This is a genomic window from Paraburkholderia polaris (assembly GCF_012927345.1).
Lineage (GTDB): Bacteria > Pseudomonadota > Gammaproteobacteria > Burkholderiales > Burkholderiaceae > Paraburkholderia > Paraburkholderia polaris.
Genome location: NZ_JABBGJ010000038.1, coordinates 63,890 through 76,502, shown reverse-complemented (window position 1 = coordinate 76,502; position 12,613 = coordinate 63,890). Strand labels below are relative to the sequence as shown.

Here is a 12,613-nt window from a genome sequence, read left to right as displayed (position 1 = left end):
TCTCCAACGGGGGCCTCAGGCGCGCACCGGCTTCTTGCCAGCGCGCTTCGCCAGTTTCGCAATCTTGTCTTCGTGCTTCGGCGCCGGCCACAGGCCTTCCGAGCGGTACAGCATGATCACGACCATCGCGAGGCCGTACAGCAACTGACGGATCACTTCCGTATCGACGATTTCGTGGCCGAAGATCGCGTTCTGCAGCGGACCCATCGTCGAGCGCAGGAATTCCGGGAACACCGAAAGCAGCACCGCACCGAGAATCACACCCGGGATATGGCCCATGCCGCCGAGCACCACGCACGCCAGCACCACGACCGATTCCCAGAACGTGAACGATTCCGGCGACACGAAGCCCTGAAACGAGCCGAACATCGCGCCCGACAAACCGCCGAACGACGCACCCATCGCGAAGGCCAGCAGCTTCACGTTACGGGTGTTGATGCCCATCGCCTTGGCGGCGATTTCGTCTTCACGGATCGCGGCCCATGCACGGCCGATACGCGAGTGCTGCAAACGCGTACAGACCCAGATCACCAGCAGCGAACACAGCACGAACAGGTAGTAGTACAAGTACACCGACGGGAACTGCATGCCGAACAGCGAATGCGTCTGCGCGAGGCTGAAGCCACCCACCGACACTGGATCGATCCCCGTGATCCCCTTCGGACCATTGGTGATATTCACCGGACGGTCAAGGTTGTTCATGAAGATCCGCACGATTTCCCCGAAGCCCAAGGTCACGATCGCGAGGTAGTCGCCACGCAGACGCAGGGTCGGCGCGCCGAGCAGGATCCCGAAGGTCGCGGCGAGCCCCATCGCGATCGGCACGATGATCCAGATCGGCGTATGGAGGCCGTTCGGGAACAGGTGCGCGATCCATTCGAACTGCGAGGTCAGGTGCGGCGAAGACAGCAGAGCCGCGACGTACGCGCCGATCGCGTAGAACGCGATGTAGCCCAAGTCCAGCAGGCCGGCGAAGCCGACCACCACGTTCAGGCCCAGCGCGAGCATCACGTACAGCATCGCGAAGTCGAGCACACGGACCCAGTAGTTGCCGCCGGCCGCGCCGATGATCATCGGTGCGGCGATCACGAAGATCGCGGTGATGATGCCGACGGTCAGCGTCTTCGTCAGGTTCTTTTCAGGGATGAGCGTCGTGGACGGCTCGATCGGTTGAATTGAGGTCATGTCTGTCTACTCCTTATGCTCGATCCGCAACACGTTCGCCCAAGAGGCCCGACGGACGGAACACCAGCACGATGATCAGCACGATGAATGCGAACACGTCCTGGTAGTTACTGCCGAATACACCGCCCGTGAGGTTGCCGATATAGCCCGCCCCCAACTGTTCGATCAGGCCGAGCAGCACGCCGCCCACCATCGCCCCGCCGAGATTGCCGATCCCGCCCAGCACCGCCGCGGTAAAGGCCTTCAGACCTGGGATGAAGCCCATATAGAAGTGTGCGTTGCCGTATTCGGACGCGATCATCACGCCGGCCAAGGCGGCCAACGCCGAGCCGATCATGAAGGTCGCCGAAATCACGAAGTTCGGGTTCACGCCCATCAGGCTGGCAACGCCCGGGTTCTCAGCGATCGCACGCATCGCGCGGCCGAGCTTGGTCTTGTGAACCAGCAGCAGCAGACCGCCCATCACGAGGAACGCCACGACGATGATCACGATTTCGGTCATCGAGATCACGGCGCCTGGCGTCGTGTCAGTGGCCTTGATCACGTTGATCGGGTCGGTGGGCAACAGCTGCGGGAACGGCAGCGGGTTGCGCGACCAGATCATCATCGCGAGGGTTTGCAGCAGGATCGACACGCCGATCGCGGTGATCAGCGGGGCGAGACGCGGCGCTTTACGCAACGGCCGGTAGGCCACGCGCTCGATCGTGTAGCCGACCAGCGAGCAAACCACTGCCGCGATGATCAACGCGATGATGAGCGTCGGCACATTGCCGAGGCCGGGGAAGTGGTTCTGCAGCACACCTATGGCTGAGAGCGCAACCATCGCGCCCACCATCAACACATCGCCGTGAGCGAAGTTGATGATGCCCAGGATGCCGTAAACCATCGTATAGCCCAGTGCGATGATGGCGTAAACGCTGCCAAGCACCAGCCCGTTGAGGACCTGCTGGATGAAGATATCCATTTAATGCTCCTTAGCCCGTGCGACTGGATTCGCGTTCTTCATCAGCCGGTGGGCGGTGATGCGGTACGCCAATCTCAACGGCACTGCGGGTACTGATGTAAAAGACCGGTAAGGGTTATCCGCTGCCCGGTTCGTCTTACGACTGTGATGCAGTCGCGGACTTGCCGATGGCGGATGCAAAAACGGCACCGTTGGGTGGTTTCGGTGCCGTCAGGCTGAACGTCCCGTCATCACATCTTCACGACGTCGAGAACCGCTTTCTTGCCGTCCTTGAAGTCGTAAAGCGTAATGGCGCTCTCTTTCAAATCACCCTTGTCGTCGAACGCGATGTGGCCGATTACCCCGTTGTAATCGGTGGACGGCATCGCAGCCAGCACCTTGGGCGCCTCGATCGAATTAGCGCGCTTCATTGCATCGACAATCACGTACACAGCGTCATACGTGAACGGTGCGTAAATCTGCACCGGTGTGTGGAAGCGGTCGACGTACTTCTTTTCGAAGTCCGCTCCCTTGTCCATTTTCGAAAGCGCAAGTCCCGCCTCCGAACAGACCAGGTTTTGCACGGCGGTTCCCGCCAGCTCACCCACCTTGTCGGTACACACACCGTCGCCGCCAAGGATTTTTGCCCTGATACCGAGCGCCGCCGCCTGTTTGGTAAACGGCCCGCCCGTTGCGTCCATGCCGCCGAACATGATCACGTCCGGCTGAACACTCTTGATCTTTCTAAGGACGGACTGAAACTCCGTAGCCCTGTCATTCGTGGCTTCGCGCGCGACGATCTTTGCGCCGCTCGCCTGTACTGTCTTCGCAAACTCGTCGGCCAATCCCTTGCCATAGACGGTCGAGTCATCAACGATCGCGATGCGTTTCGCGCCAAGCACTTTCGTTGCGTAGTTGGCAAGCGCCGGCCCCTGCTGGGCATCGGTCGCGACCACCCGATAAGTCGTCTTGAAACCTTGCTGCGTATACCCCGGATTCGTCGAAGACGGCGAGATCTGCACGATTCCAGCATCGCTATAGATCTTCGACGCCGGAATCGAGACGCCCGAATTCAAGTGGCCGACCACGGCGACCACATGATCGTCGACGAATTTTTCAGCGACCGCCGTTCCCGTTTTCGGGTCCGCGGCATCGTCCTGCGCGTCGAGCTCCAACTGGATCTTGTGACCGTCGATAGTCAAACCCTGTGTGTTGATTTCCTCGACCGCCAGACGCGCGCCGTTTTCATTGTCTTTACCCAAATGCGCAATCGGTCCCGTCAATGGGGCCGCATGACCAATTTTCACGACCGTCGCTTCGCTCGCCGGCACCGCTGCCTCCGTGGCAGCCGATGCACCTGCTCCCGCCTCGCCATCCGCTTTCTTGCCGCACGCGGTCAACATCGCAACCGCGGTCACGACGGACACGGCGTAAGCAAACTTGACTCGCATTAAGTAGGTCTCCTGCGCCTCGCAAAATCCATTGTTCGGGACCCGGAGGCCTTGAGAACGCGCGCATTGTAACTCCAATTATGCGACGCGCAATATTGTTGAACCGGTGGGGTTTTCCTGCATTGCAACCTTATTTTGAGAGAGTAATTCGATAAAAGGCGCAACCCGGTTGCGATTGTTTTTCGTGCATCAGTTGCACCACCGTCGCGCCCAATGGCATCAAGTGTTGCAGCGATATGGCCCGATCCCTGATTGCACCGTGGTTCGCGTTAAGTATTACGTTTCCATTGATATCAACGGGCACGCACTATTTTAGTGCGTCAAAAATCGATGCAACGCGTTTAGCGCTGGATAAACGGGGTCACATCATCGAAAATTCGATTAAATGCCAAATCACAATTCAAAAGAATTTGTGTGAGAGCACACTTAAAACCGCTCGGCACGGTGTTCTGGCACTTTATTTTAGACAGGCTCACGAATCTGCGGACGTAAAAAAAGCGCGCCCTTGGGCGCGCTTTTCTTTCAGAAACGTCGGCTAATTGTCAGGCAGGCAGACCCAGCCCGCGCGGCAGCGGAAACGCGATGTTTTCCTCGATGCCGTCAAGCGCGCGCACGTTGCGCACGCCGAGTTCACGCAACCGGCCGATCACCGCCTGCGCCAGCGCTTCCGGCGCCGAGGCGCCGGCCGTCACGCCGATGCGGCGCTTGCCTTCGACCCAGACCGGATCGATCTGGTCCGGCGAGTCCACCATATAGGAAGGCACGCCAAGCTTTTCGGCCAGCTCGCGCAACCGGTTCGAGTTCGAACTGTTCGGGCTGCCGACCACGATCACGACATCGCACTGCGGCGCCATGAACTTGACCGCGTCCTGGCGGTTTTGCGTGGCGTAGCAGATGTCCTGCTTCTTCGGCTCGCGGATCGCCGGATACTTTGCCTTCAGCGCGCCGATGATCTCGGCTGCATCGTCGACGGACAAGGTGGTTTGCGTGACGAACGCGATCCGCTCGGGATCGGCCAGTTGCAGCGCCTGCACGTCTTTGATGTCTTCCACCAGATGCATGCCTTCGCCCGCCTGCCCCATCGTGCCCTCGACTTCAGGGTGACCCTTGTGGCCGATCATCACGATGTCGAAGCCGTCCTGGCGCATTTTCGCGACTTCGATATGCACCTTGGTCACGAGCGGACAGGTGGCGTCATACACACGCAGGCCGCGCGATTCGGCTTCGGAGCGCACCGCCTTCGACACGCCATGCGCGCTGAAAATCACCGTATTGCCGGCCGGCACTTCTTCCAGCTGTTCGATAAAGATTGCGCCCTTCTTGCGCAGATCTTCGACGACATAGGCGTTATGGACGATTTCGTGGCGCACGTAGATCGGCGAGCCGTGCAGCTTGATGGCCCGCTCGACGATTTCAATGGCCCGATCGACGCCGGCACAGAACCCACGCGGCTGCGCCAGCAGGATCTCGGCTTCGGCAAGAGTCGTATCCGTGATGCTCATGTTTACAGAATCCCGATGATTTTCACTTCAAACGCCAGCGCCTGGCCGGCAAGCGGATGGTTGAAATCGAACAACGCCGACGTTTCGCCGACTTCCTTCAGGACACCCGCGTAGCGGCCGCCGCCCGGCGCGTTGAATTCGACCAGGTCACCCGGCGAGAAATCCTCGCCGATCATGCTGTTTTCACGCAGCGTGGCCAGCGAGACTCTCTGGATCAGCTCCGGATTGCGCGGACCGAACGCCTGACCCGGCGTTAGCTGAAAGGTCGAATGGTGGCCCACCTTCAAACCCAGCAGAATATCTTCCAGCGGCGGCGCCAGTTGACCCGCACCCAGCAGCAGCGTAGCCGGCCTGTCGGTAAACGTATTGATGACTTCGGCGCCATCGGCAAGGGAAAGCCGGTAATGAAGCGTCACGTGTGAACCGGGTTTCACTTCGGAAATGTCGATGATGCTCATGCAATGCTCGCTCAGTCGAAGCGCGCTGCACGCGTGCGCCGCGGGTGCAGCCGACGCGTGTGGCAAACCGTCGGGGTGCCGTGCGCAAAGCGTCTATTGTAAGCCACATAGCGGGCGGCGGCTTGGGTCCGTCGCGCGCATCGCGGCACGGCCGGGCACCCCGCGCCGCCATAAACCCGAACTGGAGGATGCATACTTCTATGGCCGACTATGCCTGCACGATAGACCAAGCGACACTCGAAGCGGCCTTGCCGGAGGCTCCCGCGCCCGCCGCCGCAGTCCCCGCCCTGGCGTCCCCGCGCGCTCGCGCCGCAGCCGGTAATGGCGTTGCCGCCGCGAATGCCGGCACACCCTCGCCCCGATGGCTCGTACGCGGCAAATGGCATAAGAAAGATATGCCGCGCGAACGTCTGATCGAGGAAGGACCCGGCGTGCTGTCGGATACCGAAATGATCGCGCTGGTGCTTGGCACCGGCCTGCCCGGCCACGATGTGTTCGATGTCGCGCGCACCCTGCTCGACCGGTTCGGCTCGCTGCGGGAAATGCTCGACGCAACCTATTCGGACTTCGACGGCCTGCGCGGCATCGGCCCAGCAAAGAAGGCGCAATTGCTCGCCATTATGGAGATGGCGCGGCGCTCGCTGGTCGATAAAATGCGCGGCCGTTCGCTGATGAACTCGCCTGAGGCCGTGCAAGACTATCTGCGCCTGCGCATAGGCGGCAGGCCCCAAGAGGTCTTCGTGTCGCTCTTTCTCGACGCGCGACATCGGTTGATCCGCTGTGAAGAAAGCGCACGCGGCACGCTGACACGCATGGCGGTCTATCCGCGCGAGATCGTGCGGCGAGCGCTGAGCCTTAATGCCGCCAGCCTGATCGTCGCGCATAATCACCCTTCCGGTGCCGTCCAGCCAAGCGCGAGCGACTGCCGATTGACGCATACGTTGCGCGACGCCCTTGCGCTGATCGACGTGCGACTGATCGATCATCTGGTGATCGGCGCCGACAATACCTACTCGTTCGCCCGCGCCGGCTGGCCGTGAGATTGCCTGAACCAGGGTCGCGGCAACGTTGCGCCGTGCTCGGCATCGCAAATAAGGTTTGATTTTGCGGCTTTTTTTCCGCTATAATTCCGGTTTGCCTATTTCCAACCCCCTGTTCCGAAGCCACCAAGGCGTTCCGGAAAGGAAAAGCGACTGAAGTTCAAAAACTTAAGCGCGGCTCTTTTCGGGAAACTTTCACGGCGTTCGAACTCAGAATTAGCGTATTAGGAGTGCTCTCATGGCACGCGTATGCCAAGTAACTGGGAAAGCGCCGATGAGCGGCAACAACGTTTCCCACGCGAACAACAAAACCAAGCGCCGGTTCCTGCCGAACCTGCAAAACCGCCGTATTTGGGTGGAAAGCGAAAACCGTTGGGTGCGTCTGCGCGTTTCGAACGCCGGCCTGCGCCTGATCGACAAGAACGGTATCGACGCTGTGCTCGCAGATCTGCGCGCACGCGGTGAAGCCTAAGGAGTAAATCATGGCAAAAGGCGCACGCGACAAGATCAAGTTGGAATCGACCGCAGGCACGGGTCACTTCTACACGACGACGAAGAACAAACGCAACATGCCGGAAAAGATGCTGATCAAGAAATTTGATCCGGTCGTCCGTAAGCACGTTGACTACAAGGAAACCAAGATCAAGTAAGTCTTGGCTCCTGCCTGACGAAGGCAAAAAGTTTTGCAAAAAAAGCCTCGCATTCGTGCGAGGCTTTTTTGTTTTCTGCGCCCCAATCTCGCACTGTTTAGCTGTCCTTTGCCTAGCAGGATAGTCTTATCCCGTTCGGCCAGCTTTCCCTCATCCGCCGCGGCGCGTATCCTTTCTCGTTTTAGCGGCGTGCGAACGGCACGCCGTCATGGCAAAACGAAAGACGGAGATGCAGGCGATGGAATTCGATGTAGCGATTGTCGGTAGCGGTCTGGCAGGTTTGAGCGTCGCGCTCAATCTCGCGGAGACCCGGCGGGTTGCGGTGGTCGCCAAGCGATCGATGACCGAAGGCGCGAGCGATTGGGCGCAAGGCGGGATCGCCGCCGTACTGGATTCGGCGGACAGCATCGAAAACCATGTGCGCGACACACTGATCGCCGGTGGCGGCCTGTGCGACGAGGCGGCGACACGCTTTATCGTCGAGCATGGGCGTGCCGCGATCGAATGGCTGATCGAGCAAGGCGTGCCATTCACCAAAGACGACGCCGCCGAACTCGGCTTTCATTTGACACGCGAAGGCGGCCATAGCCATCGCCGGATCATTCATGCTGCGGATGCGACTGGCCATGCCGTGGTCGCCACGCTCAGCGAGCGTGTACGCCATCATCCGAACATCACCCTGTTCGAAGACCATTACGCGATTGACCTGATCACATCCGACCGTCTCGGCTTGCCTGGCCGTCGCTGCCACGGTTTGTATGCACTTGACCTGCAAAGCGGCCGCACCGTGACAATCGAAGCGCCGCATACCGTGCTCGCCACCGGCGGCGCCGGCAAGGTCTATCTGTACACCACCAACCCCGACACCGCGACCGGCGACGGTATCGCGATGGCCTGGCGCGCGGGCTGCCGCGTGTCGAACATGGAATTCATCCAGTTCCATCCGACTTGCCTGTTCCACCCTTATGCGAAGTCGTTCCTGATCTCGGAAGCAGTGCGCGGCGAAGGCGGCATTCTGAAACTGCCGGACGGCACGCGCTTCATGCCGAACCACGATGAACGCGCCGAACTCGCGCCGCGCGACATCGTCGCGCGCGCGATCGACTTCGAGATCAAGAAACGCGGCATTGATTGCGTGTATCTCGACATCAGCCATCAGCCGCCTGAATTCCTGCGCGAACACTTTCCGACGATTCTGGCCCGCTGCCTCGAATTCGGCATCGACATCACCAAAGAGCCAATTCCGGTTGTGCCTGCCGCGCACTACACGTGCGGCGGCGTCGTGACAGATCTGGCAGGCCGGACCGATCTCGCGGGCCTCTATGCGGTCGGCGAGACGTCATGCACCGGCCTGCACGGTGCGAACCGGCTTGCCAGCAATTCCTTGCTCGAGTGTCTCGTGATCGGACGCTCCGCCGCGCAGGCCATCGAGAAAGAAGGCTTCAGCGCCGCCGTCCATGCGCCGCTGCCGGACTGGGACGAAAGCCGCGTGTCCGACCCGGACGAAGAAGTAGTGGTCGCGCACAACTGGGATGAACTGCGCCGCCTGATGTGGAACTACGTCGGCATCGTGCGTACGGACAAGCGGCTCGCGCGAGCCAAGCATCGGCTCGCCTTGCTCCGTGACGAGATTCACGAGTATTACGCGAACTTCAAGGTCAGCCGCGATTTGCTTGAGTTGCGCAATCTCGTCGACGTGGCGTCGCTGATCGTCGAAGGTGCTCGCTCACGGCGCGAAAGCCGCGGCCTGCACTTCAGCCGCGATTGGCCAGCCACGCTGCCAAAAGCGCTGCCGTCGGTGCTGTCGCCGGAACATGTGCGTAACCGCAACGTGTGATTTCTAAAGCTGAAGTGAAGAAGCCATCGCGGGGGAACCGGCGATGGCTTCTTCATTGACGGTGAACGCTTAAGCGCGCACGGCTCAGACGATCCGCATCGAGTAATCCGTTGCGCGCACATCTTTGGTCAGCGCACCGATCGACACGCGATCGACTCCCGTTTCCGCGATGGTCCGCACGGTCTCGAAGTTCACCCCGCCAGACACTTCCAGCACCGCCCGTCCTGCCGTGATCCGCACTGCGTCGCGCATCGCATCGAACGAAAAGTTGTCCAGCAGAATGGATTGCGCGCGATGCGCCAGCGCGGTTTCCAATTGTGCCAGCGTTTCGACTTCGATCTGGATCGACACGCCCGCATTCAGCGCGAGCGCCGCATCCATTGCGGCACCAACGCCGCCCGCTGCGGCGATGTGGTTTTCCTTGATCAGAATGCCGTCGTACAACGCAAGCCGCTGATTCGCCCCGCCGCCCACGCGCACGGCGTATTTCTGCGCGAGCCGCAAACCCGGCAAGGTCTTACGCGTATCGAGGATGCGCGTTTGCGTGTGGGCAATTGCGTCGACATAGCGGCGCGTTGCGCTCGCCACGCCCGATAGCAGTTGCAGGAAATTCAGCGCATTGCGTTCAGCAGTCAACAGCGCACGGACAGGACCGCGCAGTTCGCAGACCGGCGTATCCACTGTCATCCGATCGCCCTCGCGGTAACGCCACTGCACGTCGATACGTGGATCGACCTGGCGCATGACTGCGTTGAACCAGGGCACGCCGCACAGCACGGCATCTTCGCGCACGATGATGCGTGCATCGCGCACGTCGTCTGCGGGGACAAGGCGGCCAGTCTGATCGCCTGCGCCGACGTCTTCGGCCAGTGCGTCGGCAACGTTACGTGCTAACGCTGCATCGAATGCGGCACCGTACTGCACATGAATCTCTGCGAACAGCGGCGACACCGCCTCGACCTGATTGCGCTCCACCGCACCCATTACGCTGCTCCCACGTTCGAATACAGTTGCGCGTCGCGCGCGAGATCGCCACTGGCTTGCACGCGCTTCTTGTGACGCGTCGCGAAGTCGAGCATCCGGTCAATCGGCAGGCGCGCCCGCTCGCCGATCGCTCGGTCGACGAAGATTTCGTTATGGCCGCGTTCGAGCACGTCCGCCAGATTGGCGAGGCCGTTCATCGCCATCCACGGGCAATGCGCGCAGCTCTTGCAGGTCGCGCTGTTGCCGGCCGTGGGCGCGGCGATCAGCGTCTTGCCGGGCGCGGCAAGCTGCATCTTGTGCAGAATGCCTAGATCGGTCGCCACGATGAAATGCGTCGCGTCGAGTTTTTGCGCGGCGTCGATCAACTGGGTGGTCGAACCAACCACGTCCGCTTGCGCGACCACGTTAGCCGGCGACTCAGGATGCACCAGCACTTTCGCGCCCGGATATTCGGCGCGCAGCAGATCGAGCTCGATGCCCTTGAATTCGTCATGCACGAGACACGAGCCCTGCCACAGCAGCATGTCCGCGCCGGTCTTGCTCTGGATATAACTGCCGAGGTGCCGATCCGGCGCCCAGATGATCTTTTCGCCGCGTGCATGCAGATCGGCAACGATTTCCAGCCCGATCGACGACGTCACCATCCAGTCCGCACGAGCCTTGACGGCCGCGCTAGTGTTCGCGTACACGACCACCGTGCGATCCGGGTGTGCGTCACAGAAAGCCGAGAATTCATCGACTGGACAGCCCAAGTCGAGCGAACAGGTCGCGTCGAGATCGGGCATCAGAATGCGCTTACCCGGACTCAGGATTTTCGCGGTCTCGCCCATGAAGCGCACGCCCGCCACCACCAGCGTTTGTGCCTCGTGATCGCGGCCGAAGCGCGCCATCTCCAGCGAGTCGGCGACGCAGCCGCCGGTTTCGTCGGCGAGCTCCTGCAATTCCGCGTCGACGTAGTAATGCGCGACGAGCACGGCCTTCTCGCGCTTAAGCAATGCGCGGATGCGCTCCTTCAACGCCACCTTGTGTTCCGCCGACGGCATGTCGGGCACCTTCGCCCACGCCTGCCCGATCCCGCAGGTGGTGCCCTGTGCCTGTGGCCGGTCGTATTCGACGGTCCTGATCGCCTGCTGATCCATGATCTCCTCTGCCTTCGCTCTGCCGCCGCGGACTGTCAATCGCGTGTCGTTGAAATTGCCGCGGCCCAAAAAGCAAAACCCCGCCAACGCGGGGTTTTGTGACGTAACGAAATTTTAATGGATTTCGCGCTCAGGCATACGATCAAGCATAGCGACGCAGACGCATCGCGAACTCTTGCAACGCTTTAATACCGCTCTGCTCAGCGCGATGGCACCAGTCCTGCAATTGAATCAGCAGTTGATCGCGCGACGCATTCGAGCGCTCCCACATCGCCGCCAGTTCATTGCGCATGTCGATGTAGGTCTTGAGCTTCTGGCTGTTTGCGAAGATTTGCGGCAACTGGCGCTTCTGCGGCTCATCGAGACCCGCTTCTTCCTTGTGGAACCAGCTACGCGCACCGCGCATCACCTGATACTTCTCGCGCGCACCAACTTCCTTCAGATGCGCCAGCTCCTGGCGGTAAGCACGCTTGAGCGCCTTGCCGTAACGCGCCATCACTTCGTAGCGGTTTGCCAGCACGGCTTGCAACGTGTCCTGATCGAGTACCAGCTTGCCGGTGGTCAGACGCGGCGTAGGCGCGATCTTCTTCACCTTGGCCAAACGGAAAGCCGACATGATGCGGATGTACATCCAGCCGATGTCGAACTCGTACCACTTGTTCGACAGCTTGGCCGACGTCGCATATGTGTGGTGATTGTTATGCAACTCTTCACCGCCGATGATGATGCCCCACGGGAAGATGTTGGTGCTGGCATCCGACGAATTGAAGTTGCGGTAGCCCCACCAGTGCGCGAGGCCGTTGACCACACCAGCGGCCCAGAACGGAATCCACACCATCTGCACCGCCCAGATGGTCAGGCCGACGACGCCGAACAGCGCGACGTTCAGCACCATCATCAGGCTCACGCCGAGGATCGGGTACTTGGTGTAGACGTTGCGCTCCATCCAGTCATTCGGCGTGCCGTGACTGAATTTGCGCATCGTTTCTTCATTCTTGGCTTCGGAACGATACAGTTCCGCGCCTTCGAGCAGCACCTTCCAGATGCCGCGCGTTTGCGGGCTGTGCGGATCTTCTTCGGTCTCGCACTTGGCGTGGTGCTTACGGTGAATCGCGGCCCATTGGCCGGTCAGCATGCCCGTGGTCATCCACAACCAGAAACGGAAAAAATGACTGACGACCGGATGCAACTCCAGCGCGCGATGCGCCTGGCAGCGATGCAGATAGACCGTCACGCCAATGATCGTGATGTGCGTCGCGACCAGCGTGTACAGCACAAGTTGCCACCACGAGAAGTGGAGCAAACCGTGGGCAAGAAAATCGAGCAAGGAATTCAACAAGGCAATTTACCTGTGGAACAAGAGACGCCAGACACACGCGAAATGCGCGTGTCAAGAAAGTGAAAGCATACAGCGGGATTGGACG

The 12,613-nt window shown here is 60.5% G+C and carries 12 protein-coding genes; 4 read left to right on the top strand and 8 right to left on the bottom strand.

Annotated elements, in window-relative coordinates; genetic code table 11:
• Positions 1-15: 15 nt before the first annotated feature.
• The 5 genes from HHL24_RS30760 to HHL24_RS30740 all read right to left on the bottom strand — a co-directional run bounded on the left by HHL24_RS30760 (position 16) and on the right by HHL24_RS30740 (position 5,539).
• On the bottom strand, positions 16-1,185 hold the full coding sequence (locus HHL24_RS30760) for an ABC transporter permease subunit (protein ID WP_169489091.1): 1,170 nt from the start codon (positions 1,183-1,185) through the stop codon (positions 16-18).
• 13 nt (positions 1,186-1,198) lie between these two features.
• Positions 1,199-2,149, bottom strand: coding sequence for a branched-chain amino acid ABC transporter permease (locus HHL24_RS30755; protein ID WP_074282431.1), 951 nt, complete (start codon positions 2,147-2,149; stop codon positions 1,199-1,201).
• Between the two features lie 230 nt (positions 2,150-2,379).
• Positions 2,380-3,579, bottom strand: coding sequence for a branched-chain amino acid ABC transporter substrate-binding protein (locus HHL24_RS30750; protein WP_169489090.1), 1,200 nt, complete (start codon positions 3,577-3,579; stop codon positions 2,380-2,382).
• A gap of 542 nt (positions 3,580-4,121) precedes the next feature.
• Complete coding sequence (gene ispH / locus HHL24_RS30745; RefSeq protein WP_169489089.1) at positions 4,122-5,081, bottom strand: 4-hydroxy-3-methylbut-2-enyl diphosphate reductase; 960 nt, start codon at positions 5,079-5,081, stop codon at positions 4,122-4,124.
• Positions 5,082-5,083: 2 nt separating this feature from the next.
• Positions 5,084-5,539, bottom strand: a complete 456-nt coding sequence (locus tag HHL24_RS30740; protein ID WP_169489088.1) for an FKBP-type peptidyl-prolyl cis-trans isomerase — start codon at positions 5,537-5,539, stop codon at positions 5,084-5,086.
• A 200-nt stretch (positions 5,540-5,739) separates the two neighbouring features.
• Here HHL24_RS30740 and radC point away from each other — a divergent pair, with 200 nt between their 5' ends.
• From radC to nadB, 4 genes are all read left to right on the top strand, one after another.
• Entirely contained in the window at positions 5,740-6,579 is an 840-nt protein-coding gene (gene radC / locus HHL24_RS30735; RefSeq protein WP_169489128.1) for a RadC family protein, read from the top strand.
• Positions 6,580-6,817: 238 nt separating this feature from the next.
• Positions 6,818-7,051: a 50S ribosomal protein L28 gene (rpmB, locus tag HHL24_RS30730; protein WP_007180631.1), complete on the top strand. Its 234-nt coding sequence runs from the start codon at positions 6,818-6,820 to the stop codon at positions 7,049-7,051.
• 10 nt (positions 7,052-7,061) lie between these two features.
• Positions 7,062-7,229, top strand: coding sequence for a 50S ribosomal protein L33 (gene rpmG, locus HHL24_RS30725; protein ID WP_006050116.1), 168 nt, complete (start codon positions 7,062-7,064; stop codon positions 7,227-7,229).
• Between the two features lie 238 nt (positions 7,230-7,467).
• The gene (gene nadB / locus HHL24_RS30720) at positions 7,468-9,066 is read left to right on the top strand and encodes an L-aspartate oxidase (protein WP_169489127.1); all 1,599 of its coding nucleotides are present in this window, start codon (positions 7,468-7,470) and stop codon (positions 9,064-9,066) included.
• 84 nt (positions 9,067-9,150) lie between these two features.
• Here the strand turns inward: nadB and nadC are convergent, their stop codons facing one another.
• From nadC to HHL24_RS30705, 3 genes are all read right to left on the bottom strand, one after another.
• The gene (gene nadC / locus HHL24_RS30715) at positions 9,151-10,050 is read right to left on the bottom strand and encodes a carboxylating nicotinate-nucleotide diphosphorylase (protein WP_169489087.1); all 900 of its coding nucleotides are present in this window, start codon (positions 10,048-10,050) and stop codon (positions 9,151-9,153) included.
• Positions 10,050-11,189, bottom strand: a complete 1,140-nt coding sequence (gene nadA, locus HHL24_RS30710; protein WP_169489086.1) for a quinolinate synthase NadA — start codon at positions 11,187-11,189, stop codon at positions 10,050-10,052. Before nadA ends, nadC begins: the two co-directional genes overlap by 1 nt.
• Positions 11,190-11,331: 142 nt before the next feature.
• Positions 11,332-12,528, bottom strand: a complete 1,197-nt coding sequence (locus tag HHL24_RS30705) for a DesA family fatty acid desaturase (protein ID WP_169489085.1) — start codon at positions 12,526-12,528, stop codon at positions 11,332-11,334.
• Positions 12,529-12,613: the final 85 nt, after the last annotated feature.